Raw genomic sequence first — 18,336 nt, 5'->3', positions numbered from 1 at the left:
GCGGGTTTGAAGGGGCGACTGTCGCTCCGAGCCAAACTCACGGCGAATCCAAGGCGGGTCAATTAACATTGGCCGACTTCACGAAACACCTCAGCTCCTTCGGCCAAACCGGGCCAGATCACACCCATTTCGGTGCATGTTGCACTATTTGGCACTGCACAATCGCGAATAGACAGGCGGCACCGAAGGGGGTGTAATATGATCGCTTCTCTGCGCGCTATTGTATTGCCGGTGCTTGAAACCATGACAAATTCTCGCATCAAGAACGATCTTATTGATGGATTTTCTAAGCAATCGCATCAGTTTGACCGGATCGAAGACGCATTTCGCGCACTGACCCGCCAGCGGCAGGATGTGGAAGCGCTATGCACGTTCTTCCAAAGCTGGTCGCAGACCAACAACAGCGCGGCGACGGTTGCGGGAGTCGGAAACCGCCTGACGCTCATGCTCCATCGCGGACAGCAAGTCCGTGATGTGGACGCACTGCTCCGCACGCTCACCAGCCTGGACCGCATTATCGACGAGGATCTCGCGGTGACGCACCGGGTTCTCCACGCAGACATGTTCTACCGCATGGCTACCGACATCATTGGCGACGACCGCTGGATGTCGCGGCGCTACCTCCACCCGGCGGCAAAGGCATTCAAGGACTGGAAGGATCATAATTCGCTGCGAGAGCGTGATCCCGTAATCGCGCTACTGACCACCTTGACGCACGAAATCTATACGCATGGCGAGGTCGAGTTCATCCTGCCGCTGTTCCGGCGCTGGCTGGCCGAAGACTATGGCTTCTCAGAAGCTGCGATCCGCCAGACTCTCGCCTGGATCAGCGTCCATACCGGGCCGACCGAAAAGAACCATTTCTTCCACGCGCTGAATGCACTGGAGCATTTTGCCACCGCAATGGACGTCGAAATCGGCGACTATGCGCTCGACACGATCGTAGCCGATTATCTGGAGAAAAAGGCGGCAGTGCTTGAACAGGTCTGTCTGCGTAGCGCGATCGGGGTTGAGGCGGTCCATTGAGCGCCAGCAGGGCCGGCGCGCCCCTGCTGCGCATCGCGGAGCAGGGCTTTGCCGAACATGAACGCCTTGCGCTGGCGGCGCGGATCGGCGTGCCGTCGATCGTGGACGGCGAGCTGCTTGCCGCGCAACCAGTGCTGGTGCAGCCTGCCTATCTGGCTCGACTCTCCCGGCTGAATCAACTGCTCGACAAGGCGCTGCGGGCCATCGTCGCGCGCTATTTTGACGATCCGCGCATCCGCGCCATATATGCCTTGCCACCGCCGATGGAAGCGATCCTGCGGCTGGCGCATGGCGCCCCGTATCGCGTCGGGTGGCACCGCCCCGATCTTGTCCATGATCGCGAGGGCCAGCCACGGGTCTGCGAGATCGGTGCCCGCTACCCGCTCAACGGGTGGATGGTTAGCGACCGTGCCGCGAAGGCGATCGCACCACATGCCGCGGCGCGGCTGGGCGCGGTGACGGGGCACGGGTTTGTCGATGCACTGTGCGACGGGTATCGCGCGGGCGACAGCGTGGCGATGCTGCATCAGCGCGAGGCGGGAACCGAAATCTTCCTGCTTGCCGAGGCACTGCGCGCGCGCGGCATCGGCTTCATGGCAGTCACCCCGGCGGCGATCGAGCTGGTGGGCGGCAAACTGTGCGTGGGCGGGCAGACGATCGACCATGTCATCCTGGAAATGGACCGGAGCGAACTGCCGTTGATTTCAGCGCCGGTACTGCAACACCTGATCGCGACCGGTCGCTATTTCAACGACGTCCGCACGTTGATCCTGGTTCATGACAAGCGCGTGCTGGCAGTGCTGTGGGACGATGCGATCCGCCAGAGTCTTTTGCCCGCAGACGAGACAGAGGCGCTGCGCGCGTTCCTGATCCCATCCTGGGCCATCCGCGACGAGAGGGATTGCGCTGCGCTCCTCGCCTGCGACCTGGACATGATTGTGAAGCGCAGTAGCGGCGGACGCGGAATCGATGCGCTGGTGCGCCATGAGTGCGGCGAGGCGGCGTGGCGCGCACGGGTTGAGCGCGATTGGCGGCTAGATATGTACCAGCACTATCTCCCTCAGCATGATTTCGGCACGCCGGGCGCTGCCGGTGTAACACATCTGATCGGGCTGCAGCTGTGCCGCGACGCGACCAGCTATGGTCCCGGTATCTTCCGCGGGTCCAGTGACTCGGTGATCAACCTGCACGGCGATCGCGGCCAGATTTACGTGCCGCTGGTAACGCAATGACCAGCCTTGCAGTCGTCATCCCGCTGTTCAACAAGCGCCCGTTCGTTGCGGAAACCATCGCCTCGCTGGCCGGACAGGACGCTCCGCCGGATTCCTTGATTGTGGTCGACGACGCCAGCACCGATGGCAGTGCGGCGGCGGCCGAGCAGGCGCTTGCCGTGCACGCGGCAGCGCTGGCCGGGACGCGGATCGACTGGGTGCGTCACACGCAGAATGCCGGCCCCGGCGCGGCGCGCAACAGCGGCATCGACCGCGTCGACTGCGAGCTGCTCCTCTGCCTCGACGCCGATGACCGGCTGCAGCCGGGGGCGCTGCGGCACCTGCGCGCCATGATGGACCGCCATAGCCTCGCGATGGCGGTGATCGGTTTCGCCAGCGAGCCCTCCGGCGAAGTGTTTCCCGAGCCGGCGCTTCTCGCCGATGCGCTGGCATCGATCGCGGCGCCGATCGACGAGGGCCTGTTCCTACTCACCGATCCCTTGCGCGCCGCCGCGCATCCCGAATTCATGATGGGGCGTGCCAGCAACGTCGTCGTCCGGCGCCGCTGGCTAGGTACGCACCGCTATGAAAATGCCCGTCTCAATGAGGGGGTCGACCTCTGGTATCGGGTTCTCAAGGATATAGCCACCGCCAACGCGCGCGTGGGCCTGGTCGCTGCTCCGCTGATCCGCTTCCGCATCGTGCCCGATAGTCTGTCGCATCGCCGCTGCCGCCAGTGGCACGACCTGGAAGTGCCGCCGACGGTGCTGCGCTATCGCCACAGCGAAGATCCGTGCGACCGAAAGATGGCTGCAATGCTAGCCACACGCTGGCGCGAACATGCGGTGACGATACTGCCCGAGGATCAGCAATCGCCATTCCTGGCACACCATCGCGATCTGTTCGAGGCGATTGGCGCATGACGCGTACCGCTGATGATGTGCTGCTGCGCGACTGTTTCGCCCTCGCCCGCGCGCACCGCTTTTACAAGGAGGATCTTGCCGGGTTCGACAGCCCCGACGGCGCGCCGCCCACAGACAAGATGGTGCTGAAGCCACACCTGGATGGCTTCGTGCCAGGCGCCGAAGCACACGGGGTTTATCTGGTGCGATCGGGCGGGAGCACCACCACGCCGCTGGTATTTCCGGTCGACATCGCCGAAAACCACGCGCAACGCCAGGCGCTCGCAACGGCACTGCGCGCCGACGGTATCTTCGATGCGAGAACGGTGGCGCTCAACCTGTTCGGCTATGCCGACATGTACCGTACCGCGGCAATTCTCGACGACCTGCTCGAACGCTGCGCCGCGACCGCACTACCGATGAGCGCACATGCCCGCTACGAAGATGTTGAGGCGGCAGCACGGCGCTTCGCACCGACGCATTTGCTCGGGACGCCTTCGAAGCTCCAGCTCTTTGCCGAATTCCTCAGTGGCACCGGCACGCGCTTGGCGATTCCGCAACTGCTCTATGCCGGCGAGCCACTTCCCGCGTGCGCCGCCGAAAGCTTTGCCGCGCGCTTCGGCACGCAGCGCTTCTGGTCGCTATATGGCGGCGCCGAGACCGGAATCTGGGCATGGTCCGATGCGACCCGCAAAGCCGGACTGTTCCGTATCCTGCCGAACGTGGTGGTGGAAGTGCTGGCACCGGATGGCGAGGGCTTTGGAGAACTGGCGGTTACCAATGCCTATCGCAGGCGGTTTCCGGTGTTCCGCTATCTCGTCGGCGATGTCGGGCGCCTGATCGAGCGCGACGGTACGCGCCTGCTTGAGCTGCGCGGCCGCAATGCGCGCTCATTCCTTTTGGCTGAGCAGCATTTCGATCTTACGCTGTTCCTGCCCCTGGCTGCCGGCGCTGAGGCGTTCCAGATCCAGCTGCGGCGGGGGGAGCAAGGCTGGGACCGCATCGATCTGCTACTGGTCGATCCAGCCGGCACGTGCGCGATCGACGCCGCCAAAGCCGGACTTTCGCAACTGATCCGTCCCGCAGCACCGCAGGTCGCGCTCGGTGTGCAGCGGGTGCCAATGGCGGGGCTGCATCACGATCCAGTCACGGCGAAGAGACCGATGATCGCCGACTTCCGGCGATGATCGGATCAAGGCCCGAAGCGCGCGGGCGGATCAGATGCATCAGCAACCGCACCCATCGTCCGAAACGCCGAACGTGTTTCGCGACCGGACAAGAGGTGCAGCCACTAATCGACCCTTTTCTGCTCTTCCGACGGATCGCGCCGTGCAAACGTGACGCGCCAGGCATATTGAAACGGTTCGAGATAGAGGGTCTTCAATGTCCCATGGGGATTACGCGGGCCAAGCTCGTCTTCGCTAAGCCCGAGCCGAAAGGTCTCGCCCTTCGCGGGAACATAGATCGATCCGAACAACCAGTCCCAACACATCAGCTGTACGCCGAAATTGCGGCTGAAATGATGCGCTTCGGCGCTGTGGTGCAACTGATGCATGATCGGACCACCAATCACATAGTCCAGCGGTCCGAACGACAGGGGAAAGTGGGAATGGAGCAGGATCGTACGGATGTTCCAGACCACGCCCAGCCCCACGAGAACAGGCAAGGCGGCAGTCTGCAGGCTCGTCCCTGTTGCCCATAGCACGATCGCCGTGCCAACACCGTTCCAGATCCCCTGAAGGATCGCGCTGGGGAAAACCTCCAACGGATGTTCGCGGTCGCCTGTGAAATAGTTCAGCGTTTCCGCGGAATGGTGCACCCGGTGGAAAGCCCAGTATATCGGCACCCGGTGCATCCAGCGGTGATTCCAGTAGTTTCCGAAGTCTCCCACCAGGAAGATCACGCTCGCCTGGCAAAGCAGCACGGCCCATTGCGGCCAATGCACCGGCGGGCGTGCACCGAACCAGAGGTTGAACCTGCCGGCGAGATACACGCCCAGCGCCAGGCCCAAGGCCGTCGTGATGGCGATGAGCGGCGGCGCCCACAACAGGCGCACGAGCCAGGACCGGCGATCGATCCTGGCAGATTGCCGGGCATGTTCGACCGGCTGAAGCCCCCCCGTCAGATGCGGATCGACGAGGTAGCGGGGAAGCTGATCGAGCGAGAGCGCCTTTTCATGGCGCGCACTGAGGAAGAAGTAGAAGATCCCCCCCAGCACGAAGTACAGCAGATCGAACAATATCGACCCGGCCATGATCTCTTTCCAGGACTCGGCATACGCCGCTTGCAAGGCCTGAATGATATGTTCCACGACAACCTCTCCGATGAACTAGCGCATAACTGCGTCGTGGTGTTTGAATCACTCGGTGTAGGCAGTGCGCACCTGCAGGCCGGAAAGGGCCGCCGAGAACGGAATCTGGCACGACAGGCGGGAGGTGTCGGCGTGGTTCGCCGCTGACTCGAGCAGGATCGCCTCGTCTTCGCCGATCGGCGGCAGCTTGTCCGTCCATTCCGGCGCCACGTGCACATGGCAGGAGGCGCAGGAACAGGCACCGCCGCAATAGGCCGGCAGATCGTCTATTCCTGCATCCCGAAGTATCTCCATGACCGAGGCGCCGCCCCGGGCGGGAATGCGCCGGGTCTCGCCGTCCCTGGTCATGACGAGCACATGGAGTTCGGCAGCGATCGCCACGTCTTCGGGCAGCGTGGTGGGGGAAGAAGCCATTAGTCTATCCTTCTGGAATATGTTGAGGTTGGGGTAAGCCGGCAGGCGCAATGCCGGCACCGTCAAAAGGTCCGGCGAAATTGAATGCCGAACTGCCTGGGGCGACTTACGATGACGCGCGGCAGGCGATCGGAAACGAAGTCGCCCAGTTCGGTACGGTCGAAGCTGGCCGAAGGCTGGTCGCCATAGTTCAGAACCTTGTTCAGAAGGTTCTTGCCGTAGAGCAGCACCTGGCTTTGGCCGAAGCTGATACCGACGTTGCCGTTGACGATGTTGAAGGGCTGACGCACCGTAAAGGCGCCCTGCCCCACGGATACATTCACCGTGGACGTGTAGCTGTAATCGGCAGAGACGAAGAGCTTGGCATCGCCGCCGAGCGGATGCTCGTAATAGCCGGAGATGCTGGCGGTCCAGCGGGGAACCTGGGGTAGCCTGCTGCCCGCCGGGCTGGGGAGATAGCCCGGATCGGTGAGAATGGCAGATAGATAGCCGATGCCTGCCTGTACCGTAAGCGGCACGTCCGCAAAGGGCCTTCCGGACAGCTCGAGTTCGCCGCCGCGAATGCGCGCCTTTCCTGCATTGCCCGTGAAGGAAATCTGGCAGCCGGAGAGAGGCACGAGTTGCTGGATCGAGGACCAGTCTATCTGAAACGCTGCGGCCGATGCCGACATGCGCCGGCCAGCGAATTGCGACTTGGCCCCGACTTCATAGCTCCACAGCGTGTCCGACCGATATTGGCGGACACTATTGGCGGTGAGACCGAGTGCAGCGAGGTCGCTCGAGCAGATGTCCGGCAGCCGCTGCTGCGCGCCGCCGGGCCGAAAGCCCTTGGCGACCGACGCGTAGATGTTTCCGCCACCGACCTTGTAGGATAGCACCGCCTTCGGAACGACGCCGGACTGGCTGTTCGACAAGCCCGGCTGCGCCGCAAAACCGCCGCTGATGATGACACCGCTATCGACTGTTGGCGCGGTCTTCTGCCGAATCCAATAGTGCCTGAGCCCAAGCGTCAGCGTCAATTTGGGCACGATGTCATAATATAGCTCGCCGAACAGCGCCGTGTCGTTCGACCGGATTCGCAGCGTCTGGTTGCCCAGATAGGGCGGGTTGAAGCCGGCATCGGCAAGCACCTGGCTGAATTGCCCCGGCACGCGCGTGTCCCGCCTGGCATGCTGATAATAGACGCCGAGGATGCCGGAGAGGCCCGGCAGGAGCACGCCGTCATCGACCGACACGCGCAATTCCTGCGTAAAGCGACGCTCCTTTTGTTCGGTCGCCGTGACAAAGGTCGAACCGCCTGCATCAATGCCCAGGGTGTTGAGGAATTCGATCGAGCCTTCGGTGTCGTCCTCCCGTTCGTTGAGGCGGCGTGTGAAATAGCTGGTTGAGGAGATGACCGAAACGCCGTCGCCCTTGTAGTTGAACACGAGCGAGCCGATGCCCCAGCGATCCTTGGAATATTCCTGGACGTCCCGTGCGCGATCGACCGTGAGGGAGATGGGCCGGTATTCCCGCAGATGCGCATATGCCGCCGGAAAACCGTGCAGTGTCGAGGTCTGGCCGATCGCCGAGACCGTCACTTCGAGTTCGTCCGTGAGCGCCGCGCGCAATTTTGCCGAGCCGGATATGGTCTCGTTACGGCCCTGCCCGTCCCGGCTGACGAGATTGCCGCGGCCGTCCGGGAAGCGGCGGGTGATGTAGCCGGACTCGCGCGTGTAGCCCGCCGCAACATCGAGTGCGACCTTGCCGGGCGAGAGGACCAGGTTGGTTTGGCCGTTGGCGTCCATGTCCAGTCCGCCATGGGCGGTGTGGCCGCCAGACAATTGGACGATGCCGCTATTGTCGCTCAGCGACGGCGTTTTCGTGATGTAGCGCAGGTTGCCACCCATCGAGCTCGCGCCGAACAACGTGCCCTGCGGTCCCTTCAGCACTTCGATGCGATCGAGATTGAGAACCTGCGGGCTGACCGACGAGGGTACCGGGGTGTCGTCGATATAATAGGCAGTGGTGTCCGTGCCTGCGACGCCGCGGATCGAGGTCTGGCGCCCGCCGCTCCACAGGGGCGTGCCGGCGCCCTGGCCAAATTGAAACGCAAGGTTCGGGACCTTGGTGGCGTAATCGGCAAAGCTGGTGATATTCTGTTTTCTGAGGAAATCCGATCCATAGGCCGTGATGGAGGCCGGCACCGTCGTCAGCGTCTCTTCCTTGCGACGGGCGGTCACGACGATCGCGTCGGGATTCTCGTTTTCCTGGCGAGCGGCATTGTCGCTCGACGGGGCCGGCTTGGAGTTCTGCTCCTGCGCCGCGGCTGGAACGGCCATGCCCGGGACGATGCCCAGCAAGGTGACAAGCGCGCACGGAACCTCATATCGCATTTGCTCTCCTCCGTCTGTTCTTATCGGTCGGGCAGCCAGGCCACCCGCTCCCCCCTAGGTCATTGTTTTCGCTGGCCCACTATTTCAGCCGATCGTGCCGCCATGGAGCACATCGGACCGCGATCCCGCTGATTGCGCTTACGGCAGCCAAGCGTTGCAACGCCTGCATGCTGTGCTACATGCCAAGGCCTTGCTTAAGGGCAGTAACAGTTTTGACACGTTACTCGGCCAGGCGTTGAGCGGAACAACAGCATGACGGAACCCAGGCCGGAAGCCCCTCTCGCTGCCGAAGCACGGCGCGTGCGGGTGTTGCTGGAGGCCGATGGCTGCTCGGAAAAGCTACTGCTGCTGTTCGATTATCTGCTCGCCCATTCGCAGGACATGCGGGCGCCGAAGGAAATCGAGATCGCCTTCGAGGTGTTCGGGAAGGACGACCGTTACGATACGTCGCAAGATGCGATGGTGCGGGTGTATGTGCATCGGTTACGTGGCCGGCTCGATGCGCTTTATGGGGACAGGCCGGGTCCTCGCCTGACCATTCCCAAGGGCCAGTATCGCATATTTCTCGTCCCGGACGCTCCCGCCGAAAGCCTTGCTCCCTTGCCCCCCCAGGGCCCGGCGCTTCCGGATCCGGCAGAGGCGGCACCGCGCGCGCGTTTCTCACGGCTGCAGATTGGCGCTGCCCTTGGCCTACTGCTCACCGCATCCGCCTGGGGCTCTCTGTTTTTGCTGCGCGGCCAGTCCGAAACGCCGGCATCCCCACCGATCGGCGCATATCGCCATGCGGAAGCGCGTTGCGGGGAACCCCTTGTGGTGGTGGGCGACTCCTATCTCTATTTTCAGTCCGGTGCGGACGGCCAGCCCCCCAGGCTCGTCATGCGTCCGACGATCCAGTCGGCGGCCCAGCTCGACGCCGCGCCATCGGCCGGTAACGATCAGGGCGAACAGATCCGCGATCGCGACGACTATGATATGTCGACCAGCAGCGCCGAGGGGCTATGGTCGCTGCTGGGGGGGCTCGCTTTCCGGAGCGAAGGCAAGCTGATCGTTCCTGCCGTGCTGACCATGTCCAAATTCACGCCGGACCGATTGAACGGACGCAACATCCTGTACTTCGGCCGGCTCGATCAGCTGGGGTTGCTGCACGACCTCGTTTTCCAGGTCTCCCGCTTCACCTATGATCCGGTGTCGGACGATCTGGCGGATCCGGACCACCACCGCACCTTCCAGGCCAAGCTGACGGATGCCATCGACCAGAAGAACCGGAACCCGCTGAAGCGCCCGGCGATCGTCGACGATTATGGCTATTATGCGCGCATCATGAAGCCGGATGGCTGTGCGCTCTGGATCATTGCGGGGCTGGAGGACTCCGCCCTGCCGCAGATGGCGCGGATCGCACAGGATCCCGCCCAGCTGGAGACGCTGGCGCGCCAGTCGCACGGGGCAGCTTCGTTCGAAGCACTCTATGACATCCGGTCACTCGGCGACCTGCGATACAGGAACGGGCTGCTGTTCGTCCGCACGCTGAAAGGCCTGCCCTGACCGCCTCATGGCGACCACCGGAAGGCCCCCGGGCCGGCGCCCTGGCCCGGATTGTCCCAAATGTCCTGATCGTCGATTGCTCGAACGAAGATGAGGCGCCGACCATAGCTCTGGCTGTACATCGCTCGTACCTGATACAGGGCCTCAAAACTGTCAGTTTTCCTTCCGATCCGCTTGGCCAGTTCGGCTAGGCCCGCCTCGCTCGCCACGAGGTCTGCCATCTGCGCGACTGCGGCATCGCCCAGGCCCGATACTATGAGGATGCGGTTGCCGGAGGGGCCGGACAGGCTGGCGACATAGCCATAGTCGCCGATCGGAATGTCCTTGCCTGCATCGCCCGAAACGGCCGCGGGATAGGTTCTGCGGGATGCCTTGTCGGCAAGCTGCCGGCCGTCCGGGCTCAGCGTGAACTTGGAGGCCCGTGCAAGGGCCGCCCCGATCAGAGGCCCCAGATCATCGAAACGCCCCGTATAGACGATGTCGTTGCTCTTGAAGATTTCCGGGTCCAGCCCGGACGCCGGGATCACGCGGATCTGCGACCTTTCCGCGCCCTGGCTTTCCGTTGCCACCATAAGGCTGCGCAAGGCGAAGGCCGTGTTCGAGCTGACATAGCTCAGATCGAGATCGACGAGCTCATCTCCGCCCCGTTCAAGAACCGGCTTTCGCTGTCGAAACTCCTCCCGGCCGTGGATGGAGAAATCGCGCAGGATCTCGGCCACTTCGCCGTCATGCCGGCGGCCGAACAGGAAATGGTCTCCGATGGCGATAACCGTGGGAAAGCGTGCCGGCGCGATGGCGCTCCAAAGGGGCCCCGTGTCGTCGGGGCGAGCGGTCAGCAAGAAGATGCAGGCAAGGACCAGATTCACGCCGGCCAGCGCGACCAAAACCCTGGTCGCGTTGCTGGGCCGCATGCCGCGCCAGGGTGCGAGCCGGGGGGCCTCCCCGTCATGTTCCAACCCTTGGTTTTCCGCGGTGCCGACCAGCGCGATGCTGTATTCACCCTTCGGAACGATCAGCCGCGGTCCCGGTCGGGCTTCATAATATTGGTCGAGCATCTTCCGCATGCGGGAGACATAGATCCGGACATTGCTGCCTCCGCCCCCCTTGCCGCATGCCAGTTCGCCCCAGACGGCGGCGGCAACGTCCGCTTCTCCCGGCCGCAGACCCTGTCGCGATTGTTCGAGCAGGAACTCGAACAGCGTCAACAGTCGTTCGGCACGGCGCGAGGCCAGGAAAGCCGAGACACGCGCGCCTTCCCGGTCCATATTTTCATGGATTATTGCGGCCATCTCCCGTCTGCCGCTCATATCCGTCCGCCGCCCCCCTATCAGAACAGGACCCGACCAGAGCCGATCAGGGCACCTGAGCTTATGGAGGTAACCGAAGTACGTCCAGCAACGCTCTGCGACGAGTTGCGTGCGCCCAATCAAATGGCGAACGGGCTGAACGGGGTTGGCTTTGCCCAAGGCTCCAATGCCTGAGAAAATTGGAGTCCGCATGAACAAGACAACGAAAAAGTTTGCACCCGAGGTCCACGAGCGGGCGGTGCGGATGGTGGTCAATCACGAGCGCGATTGTCCTTCCCGCTGGGCGGCAGTGGTGTCGATCACGGAGAAGATCGGCTGCGTTTCTGCAAACGCTGCATGAGTGAGTGAAGAAGGCCGAGTTCGACAGTGGCAAGCGGGCTGGCGTCCCGACCGAGGTTGCCGACAAGATGAAGGCGCTGAAGCGCGAGGTTCGCGCGCTGCATCAGGCCAATGAGATTTTCCGCAAGGCGTCGGCATATTTTGCGCAGGCGGAGCTCGACCGCTCGTTCCGGCAATGATCGCGTTCATCGATGATAAGCACGATGCCTCGGGGGGGCATCTACGTCGCCTTCGTCATCGATACCTAAGCCAGGCGGATCGTCGGTTGGCAGGCTAGCAGGACGGCGCATGCCCGCTTCGGCCTCGATGTCCTGGAACACGCGCTTCACGATCGCGGGTGGAAATGCGGAAGGGCACGTCGTCCATAGAAAAGAGCAGGTTCGGTATGCCGGGGATGGCGAGTTGCCATCCCCGGCCCCGTCGATCAGAAGTTCAACTGATATTGCACGCCAATCTGGCGCGGCCGGCTCACCACCCCGCGCGGCAGGCGTTGCAGCGATCCGTCGTCCAGATACTCCTGCCGCTCGAAACCGGCAGCCGGTTGCGCACCGAAATTCAGCCGCTTGTCGAGCAGGTTCTTCACATAGACCATAAGCTGCGAAGACCCGAAGCTTACGCCGATATTGCCGTTGACCATGTTGATCGGCTGGCGCGTCCAGAATCCGCCGCTTCCGTCGGCGACCCTTGTCGAGCCGGTGTAGCTATAGTCCGCCGCCAGGAACAACTGGACGGACTTGCTCAGCGGGGTTTCATAATAGCCCGAGATGGTGCCGGTCCAGCGCGGCACCTGCGGCAGCGGGCTATTGGGCTCCTGGGGAAGCACGCCGGGATCCTGCAGCACGCCGTTCGTGTAGCCCAGCCCCAGCTGGATCGACAGCGGCACACCGGCGAACGGACGCCCCGACAGTTCCAGCTCGCCGCCACGGATCCGCGCCTTGCCCGCATTCGTCGTCAGCGTGATCGTGCAGGTCGGCAGCGTGATCGATTGCTGGATGTCGGACCAGTCGATCTGATAGGCGGCGACCGCCGCGGTGAGGCGGCCATTCGCCAGCCGGCTCTTCGCGCCGACCTCATAGCTCCACAGGCTGTCCGATCGATATTGCCGGAGCTGATCGCGTGTCAGGCCCAGGTTCGCGAGGTCCGCGGAGCAGATGTCCGGCAGCGTCTGCTCCCTGCCGCCGACCCGGAACCCCTTAGAGACGGACGCATAGACATTCCCCTGATCGCCGATCTTGTAGGAGAGGACGGCCTTGGGAACGACCCCGGTCCGGCTGCTCCGCAACTCCGGATTGACGCTGATGCCATCGGGATAAAGATACCCGACATCGGTCGACGCGTCGGTTTTCAGACGCAGCCAGTATTTGCGCAGCCCCAGCGTCACGGTCAGCTTCGGAACGAGCTCGTAGTATAGCTCGCCGAACACTGCCGCATCGTCGGACCGGTTCACGGAGTTGCTATCCCCCAGAAAATCCGGCGTGATCCCCGCAGCTTTCAGCGCCGGGATTGGGACGGCGAGCGTTATCGATCGCTCATGGGCATGCTGATAATAGATGCCGACTACACCGGACAGGTGCGGCAGCAGCGTACCCTGGTCGAACGACAGGCGATCTTCATGCGTGAAGAGCTTCGTCGTCTGCACGCTCTCCTGGTAGACCGCCGGATTGCCGAGATCGAGGCCGGTCCGCTGATCAAAATAGATGTTGCTGCCCTCGGTATCGTCCTCACGCTCGCGGATCTTCCGCACGAAGTAGCTGGTGGAGGAGACGACGGAGACACCCTGCCCCGAATAGTTCAGCACGAAAGAGCCGGTGCCCCAGCGATCCTTCGAGAATTCCTGCACGTCGCGGTCGCGGTCCGAAATGTAGGATACTGGCTTGTAGCCCGGCAGCGGGAGATAGGCGGCCGGAAATCCGTGCAGGTCCGTCGTCTGGACGATGCCGTTGATCGACGCCTCGAGCGTATCGGTGAGCTTCACGCGCAAAGTGGCCGAACCGACAAAGTATTGTCGCGTCCCTGGCCGTCGCGGGAGATCAGCTTGCCGGACTCGTCGGGAAAACGCCGCGTCGTGAAACCGGAATCATGGGTATAGCCGAATCCGAAATCGAGCCCAACACGGCCCGGTGCGAGCACGACATTGGCCACCGCGTTCGCGCTATAATCGAACCCGGCATTCTTGGTGACGCCCCCTTCCACTTCCGCGGTACCGGAAGTCTCGGAGAAGGACGGCCGGCGGGTGATGAAGCGCATGGTCCCGCCCATGGAGCTCGCGCCGAACAGCGTGCCCTGCGGGCCCTTAAGCACCTCCATGCGATCGAGGGTAAGCGTGAGCGGGCTGACCGAAGCCGGCACCGGCGTATCGTTGATATAATAGGCGGTGGTGCCGGCGCCGGCGACGCCGCGGATGGTCGTCTCACGGCTGCCGCTCCACAGCAGCGCACCGTTCTCGCCATATTGGAAGCTAAGGCCGGGAACGCGAGTCGCATAGTCGATAAAGTTCTGGATATTCTGCGTCTTCATATAATCGGAAGAGTAGGCAGTGACGGATGCTGGCACCTCCGTCAGCTTTTCGTCCTTTCGGCGGGCAGAGACGAGGATTTCCTCCGTGGGGAGAGGCTCCTGATATGTCGCCCTTTTCTGGGGTGTTTCCTGCTTCTGGGGTGCTTCCTGCGCATGAGCGGCGCCAGCAGGCAGCACCAGCGCCGAACCGGCGAGAAGCAGTGCCGTGATCGAGACGGATTCAACGGTGATGCCGCCCCCGAGCGGCATGATCCAGGCTGTCGAACTTTTCATGATTCCCCTCTTCCCCGTGTCAGGTTTGGCTTCTCGCCCCGCCTTTTCTGCGTTCGGGCGCGAAGCTTGGTTTGTTCACCTGCGGATCATTTGAGGCAGAGCCTCCCTCTCCACGTGCTCCGGGAGACTCTCGAAGCGAAAATGCGGACAAGTTCTCCCTTGCGTCCTGCAGCTTTGGATAGTTTCTTATTGGCAACGACGCTGGAATAATGGGACATTTTGTTGCGCGGATGTAAATGTCGTGTTGGCACATTTAACCGTGCGGAAACGTTCCGCTGCTGGCTTGTTACGTCCGCGCGCCCTTGCCCGAGCTCTTGTAGGGCGACCTGCCTACCCTTCGCGAGGCAGCGACAACCCTCTAGAAATGCTGGATTATTAGAAATTTCAGCGCGCACGACCGGCGTCGGCGCGTCGATCAACAGTTTCACGACCGCTTCACACTTGAGGCTCCGGCGACCCGATATAGGCTACGACGTACGTTGCCTTTCACGGCAACACGGCGCTGCAGCATTCAGCGAGTGAATGTCGAAACACACCGATGAAGTGAGAAGAGCCAGCGAGCGGCTGTCGGCGCGGGGTAGTAAATCCTTATAATGGGGAGCGATTCGAATGATTAGGAAGGCAGCATATGGTGTCGCGGCAGTAGCAGGGCTGGTGGTCGTCGGCATGCCGGCGATGGCACATCATTCCTTCACGATGTTCGACCAGACCAAGATCTCCGAACTGAAAGGCGTCACCGTCGAACAGTTCCAGTGGTCGAACCCACATGTATACGTCGTCGTGAAAAGTGGCGGGGAACGCTACACGCTGGAATGCAACAGCCCCTCGAACATGACCCGGGCCGGGTGGAAGTTCAACACGATCAAGGCCGGCGATAAGATCGACATCACCTTCTATCCGCTTCGTAACGGGAAGCCCGGCGGCGCATTGAAGGTCGCCACGATTCCCGACGGCCGCAAACTCGATGCGTGGTGACGGATAGGCCGTGGCGGGCCGCCTCGGCCGCAAATGATCCGCACACATGCGTAACCCGCGGTAACTTCCCGAACATCGAAAACGAGAGAGGGCCCGATGAACCTGAAGATGATGGCAAGCCTCGCGCTCTGCTCTGCATTGGCACTGGCCGCCGCCGACCAACGTGCCGTGGCCGGAGCGCCGCAGTCACCCCAGAGCGGCAAGGCAAAGATCGTGCATCGGCAACCGGACATCAGGGGCGTCTGGGAACGCGATCCCTTTCCGTTCGACGACGATGACGAGACCAAGCTGACCCCGCCGCCGGGCGGCAATCCCGATCTCAAGGAGCCTTTCGCCAGCGCCTGGAAAGCGCTGCAGGAGAAGAAGCAGGCGATGCTCAAGGCCGGCACTCCACTGGTGGATGCCAGCACCCGCTGCCTGCCGGAGGGCACGCCCGGCATCATGGAAGCGATCTATCCGATCCAGATCCTGCAGACCCGTGGGCAGATCACCGTCCTCGCCGAACTGTTCATGCAGACCCGGCGGATCTATCTCGACACCCCGTTCCCGGCGCCGGACGATCTGCCGCCATCCTATTACGGCTTCTCGTCCGCGCACTGGGCAGGTGGCGTTCTGACCGTAAAGACCCGCGGCGTGCAGAAGGAAGTGCAATTCTACGACATCCCTCACAGCGACGCGATGCTCGTCACCGAGCGCTATCGTCTTATCGGCAAGGACAAGCTGCGGCTGGATGTGACGATCGAGGATCCGGAATATCTGAACAAGCCATACAAGATCCGGTGGGAATATAAGCGCAACCACAACTATCGCATTCCGGAATATGTCTGCGATCACCGTCTCGACGTGATTAATCCGGACGGCACGGTCTCGCTCGGGCTGAAATAAGCGCGAAGTCCCGCGTGGCGACCTGCCGCCGCGCGGGACTTCGCGTAGGTCGAGAAAAAAGAAGGGGCGGCCAGGTCCTGGCCGCCCCTTCATGTCAACCCAGCGCCAGGTCGAAACGCTGGGCATTGAACGTGTAGTTCGGCATCGCACGGCGCATCATCACCGCCTGCGCCAGGACGTCCTCGCCTCCCCCTGCTTCCGGCTGCGATCCGGGCGCCTGCGGTTCGCCTGCCTCCGCCGCGCTATCCACGCCCATGCTGCGAATGCCCTTGAGATCGGTCCATGCCAGCCAGAGCGACTTGCCATCTTCCGCGATCCATTTTGGCGCAATTTGCGGAGAATAGGGCCGTGACTCGGGGTCTCCGCCGGGCGTCCAGGCCGTGTCCTCATGCACTTGCCGCCACGGCCCCCATGGCGTCTCCGATACCCAGAAGCCGAGATAGCCAGGCTTGGCGAACTCGGTTCCATCCGGTGCGCAGCCCGTGCCGGAGCTTACCATCATGTAGAGCCCGAGCGGCGCATTGAACACGACGCTCGGCAGCCAGGTCTCGACCACGATATCGCCTGGGAACAGGCTGGTTCGGTTCACCCAGCCGCGAGGGAAGACATGCACCGGCTGCCGTGCGGCGATTGCCTTGCTCCAGACCGGCTCGCCGCTCGCGGACCTGCCCGCGAAGAAGCTATAGGCGCTCCTGTCGAGAATCCGGTCTACCGGCACGCGGAACAGGACCAGTTCGTTCATCCGCCCGTCGACATTGCCGTTGGGGCTGTACACATAGGCATAGCCGTCGCGATTGGCGCGATAGTCCTGTCCCATCTGCAGGAAGCTCAGCAACGAGAAACAGCCATCCGGTTCGTTGAAGAAAGCCATGCTGCTGCTGGATTGCCGGTCCCAGTCGTCACTGCGCACGGGCTGGCTGCCATCCTGGTTGCACCAAGTCCGACCGCCATCGATGGAGTAGATGAGCTTGGCCGCGTTCCACTGTCGAAGCCTGTCCTCGGCCCGGTCGAGCGCGCCGAGAAACTGGTACACCCTGCCGTTCACCGCCAGCACACCATGTCCATGATAATGCGGGATCGCATCGGATTCGATTGCCGCATCGACGTTGGGATAGCCTGGGATCGGATCTACCGTCGCCTGTCCGGGCTGACCGGCCATCCTCCAGAGCGATCGCTTGAAGAAAGTGCGCGGCGGCGCATCCCCCCACCCCGTCCCGTCGTTCAGGACGACGAACTGACGATCATCGGCGCCCCAGCTCATCTTGAAGCCATCCCCCAGCCCCGGCATGCGCAGCAGCGTGTGGTCCTGCGGGACGAGACCGCGTATGGTAGCAGCTGGCAGCCGCGGCGACCGCGCGGCCCGGGCCATGCCGGGACCGCATATCAGGCTGCTGCCGGCAGCGATCACGTGCTTCAGGAAGCTGCGCCGGCCCTCCAGCGGTCCAGCGCTATCGGATCGCTTGCTCATCGGTGCTCGACGTCCATGCCCATGCTGCCGTCCGGCAGGACGACGGTGTGCTGATTGTCGCAGACGAACTCGTTGATCTTGTAGGAAGGTGGTTCCTTCCGGTACATGATCCGGAACGTATAAGGCTTGGTCATATACTGCGCGTCTTCGATCGAAACTTGGTCGATCAGCAGGCCCGACTGCTCAATGAAGAGGCGCTCGCGAATGATCATCTTGTCTGAGTGGGGAATGTCCATGAATCGGGCGCTTTCCTTGATGCCCGCGGTGGTCACCTCCAGCACGTCGCCGTTCCACCTTCCCACCGAATAGCCGAAATAGCTGGGGTTGATGTCCTCGATCGGCGGCATCGTCTCGTCCAGATAGATGCGGCGGATCTCCGCCATGAATTCGGACAGGATGGTGATCTGCTTCAGCTCCGGGTTCTGCAGGATCTGGAGCGCGTAATGCGCGAACATGATCTGCGGCATGCCGGTCGGGCGACAAAGCGCGCTGTCGTCTGGCAGCGGCTTGCCACTGGCCTCTGCCGCTTCGCGCTTGGCCTGAAGCTGTTTCCATTGAGTCAGATAGGGTTCGCGCAAGGGCGGTTCGCCCGGGTCCCATTCCGGAGGATCGGGCTCCCCTGAAAAGGTGCCGGGCAACGGCGGATAATGGTTCCACACGCCACTGATCCGGGGGTCGGCATGAGATACCGGCGCCAGGAAAAGAGCGCCGATCGCAAGGAGAGCCCGCACGACCACCGGCTTGCTGAACAATTGCTCCATCGCATCCTCCACCTTCGCAGATTCAAGGGC

The 18,336-nt window shown here is 62.6% G+C and carries 15 protein-coding genes, 2 pseudogenes and 1 other annotated feature; of the genes and pseudogenes, 9 read left to right on the top strand and 8 right to left on the bottom strand.

From position 1 onward, the window contains the following. Positions 1–198: 198 nt before the first annotated feature. The 4 genes from ACT53K_RS00745 to ACT53K_RS00730 are packed head-to-tail and all read left to right on the top strand — an operon-like array spanning position 199 to position 4,326. Positions 199–1,026, top strand: a complete 828-nt coding sequence (locus ACT53K_RS00745) for a hypothetical protein (RefSeq protein ID WP_476226609.1) — start codon at positions 199–201, stop codon at positions 1,024–1,026. After that, complete coding sequence (locus tag ACT53K_RS00740) at positions 1,023–2,258, top strand: ATP-grasp domain-containing protein (RefSeq protein ID WP_476226608.1); 1,236 nt, start codon at positions 1,023–1,025, stop codon at positions 2,256–2,258. The genes ACT53K_RS00745 and ACT53K_RS00740 overlap by 4 nt, the downstream gene beginning before the upstream one ends. After that, the gene (locus tag ACT53K_RS00735; protein ID WP_476226607.1) at positions 2,255–3,160 is read left to right on the top strand and encodes a glycosyltransferase family 2 protein; all 906 of its coding nucleotides are present in this window, start codon (positions 2,255–2,257) and stop codon (positions 3,158–3,160) included. The genes ACT53K_RS00740 and ACT53K_RS00735 overlap by 4 nt, the downstream gene beginning before the upstream one ends. Beyond that, positions 3,157–4,326: an AMP-binding protein gene (locus ACT53K_RS00730; RefSeq protein WP_476226606.1), complete on the top strand. Its 1,170-nt coding sequence runs from the start codon at positions 3,157–3,159 to the stop codon at positions 4,324–4,326. The genes ACT53K_RS00735 and ACT53K_RS00730 overlap by 4 nt, the downstream gene beginning before the upstream one ends. 104 nt (positions 4,327–4,430) lie before the next feature. Here the strand turns inward: ACT53K_RS00730 and ACT53K_RS00725 are convergent, their stop codons facing one another. The 3 genes from ACT53K_RS00725 to ACT53K_RS00715 all read right to left on the bottom strand — a co-directional run bounded on the left by ACT53K_RS00725 (position 4,431) and on the right by ACT53K_RS00715 (position 8,239). After that, positions 4,431–5,450, bottom strand: coding sequence for a sterol desaturase family protein (locus ACT53K_RS00725; protein ID WP_476226605.1), 1,020 nt, complete (start codon positions 5,448–5,450; stop codon positions 4,431–4,433). Positions 5,451–5,498: 48 nt separating this feature from the next. Then, the gene (locus tag ACT53K_RS00720) at positions 5,499–5,864 is read right to left on the bottom strand and encodes a 2Fe-2S iron-sulfur cluster-binding protein (protein WP_476226604.1); all 366 of its coding nucleotides are present in this window, start codon (positions 5,862–5,864) and stop codon (positions 5,499–5,501) included. 62 nt (positions 5,865–5,926) lie between these two features. Next, positions 5,927–8,239 carry a TonB-dependent receptor gene (locus ACT53K_RS00715; protein ID WP_476226603.1) on the bottom strand — a complete coding sequence of 771 codons (2,313 nt, stop codon included), beginning with the start codon at positions 8,237–8,239 and terminating at the stop codon, positions 5,927–5,929. A gap of 252 nt (positions 8,240–8,491) precedes the next feature. Between ACT53K_RS00715 and ACT53K_RS00710 the strand changes: the two genes are divergently transcribed. Then, entirely contained in the window at positions 8,492–9,781 is a 1,290-nt protein-coding gene (locus ACT53K_RS00710; protein ID WP_476226602.1) for a hypothetical protein, read from the top strand. A 5-nt stretch (positions 9,782–9,786) separates the two neighbouring features. On the opposite strand, the gene ACT53K_RS00705 is transcribed toward ACT53K_RS00710, so the two are convergent. Further along, positions 9,787–11,046: a hypothetical protein gene (locus ACT53K_RS00705; RefSeq protein WP_476226601.1), complete on the bottom strand. Its 1,260-nt coding sequence runs from the start codon at positions 11,044–11,046 to the stop codon at positions 9,787–9,789. A 232-nt stretch (positions 11,047–11,278) separates the two neighbouring features. Here ACT53K_RS00705 and ACT53K_RS00700 point away from each other — a divergent pair. Together ACT53K_RS00700 and ACT53K_RS00695 are read left to right on the top strand one after the other, a co-directional pair. Next, positions 11,279–11,641: pseudogene (locus tag ACT53K_RS00700) on the top strand (transposase); the annotation flags it as partial. After that, positions 11,561–11,658, top strand: a sequence feature (AL1L pseudoknot). It overlaps the preceding pseudogene by 81 nt. Next, a pseudogene (locus ACT53K_RS00695) lies at positions 11,640–11,762 on the top strand (IS3 family transposase); the annotation flags it as partial. Its footprint overlaps the feature before it by 19 nt. The pseudogenes ACT53K_RS00700 and ACT53K_RS00695, both read left to right, overlap by 2 nt. An 89-nt stretch (positions 11,763–11,851) precedes the next feature. Here the strand turns inward: ACT53K_RS00695 and ACT53K_RS00690 are convergent. Both ACT53K_RS00690 and ACT53K_RS00685 read right to left on the bottom strand, forming a co-directional pair. Beyond that, positions 11,852–13,402 carry a TonB-dependent receptor gene (locus tag ACT53K_RS00690; protein ID WP_476226600.1) on the bottom strand — a complete coding sequence of 517 codons (1,551 nt, stop codon included), beginning with the start codon at positions 13,400–13,402 and terminating at the stop codon, positions 11,852–11,854. After that, entirely contained in the window at positions 13,399–14,217 is an 819-nt protein-coding gene (locus tag ACT53K_RS00685; RefSeq protein WP_476226599.1) for a TonB-dependent receptor plug domain-containing protein, read from the bottom strand. Before ACT53K_RS00685 ends, ACT53K_RS00690 begins: the two co-directional genes overlap by 4 nt. A gap of 609 nt (positions 14,218–14,826) precedes the next feature. On the opposite strand from ACT53K_RS00685, the gene ACT53K_RS00680 reads away from it, so the two are divergent. Both ACT53K_RS00680 and ACT53K_RS00675 read left to right on the top strand, forming a co-directional pair. Beyond that, positions 14,827–15,192, top strand: a complete 366-nt coding sequence (locus ACT53K_RS00680) for a DUF6152 family protein (protein WP_476226598.1) — start codon at positions 14,827–14,829, stop codon at positions 15,190–15,192. 96 nt (positions 15,193–15,288) lie between these two features. Continuing rightward, a complete protein-coding gene (locus ACT53K_RS00675) occupies positions 15,289–16,077 on the top strand; it encodes a hypothetical protein (RefSeq protein WP_476226597.1) in 789 nt (262 codons plus the stop codon). 94 nt (positions 16,078–16,171) lie between these two features. Here ACT53K_RS00675 and ACT53K_RS00670 read toward each other — a convergent pair whose 3' ends face one another. Both ACT53K_RS00670 and ACT53K_RS00665 read right to left on the bottom strand, forming a co-directional pair. Continuing rightward, positions 16,172–17,545 (bottom strand): DUF4185 domain-containing protein, encoded by a 1,374-nt coding sequence (locus tag ACT53K_RS00670; protein WP_476226596.1) that lies wholly within the window; start codon positions 17,543–17,545, stop codon positions 16,172–16,174. Beyond that, a complete protein-coding gene (locus ACT53K_RS00665; RefSeq protein ID WP_476226595.1) occupies positions 17,542–18,297 on the bottom strand; it encodes a hypothetical protein in 756 nt (251 codons plus the stop codon). The genes ACT53K_RS00670 and ACT53K_RS00665 overlap by 4 nt, the downstream gene beginning before the upstream one ends. Positions 18,298–18,336: the final 39 nt, after the last annotated feature.

It is taken from the genome of Sphingomonas sp. DMC8, from assembly GCF_056314185.1.
Note: the sequence above shows the minus strand (reverse complement) of the source record. Positions and strands in the feature narration are given on the sequence as shown.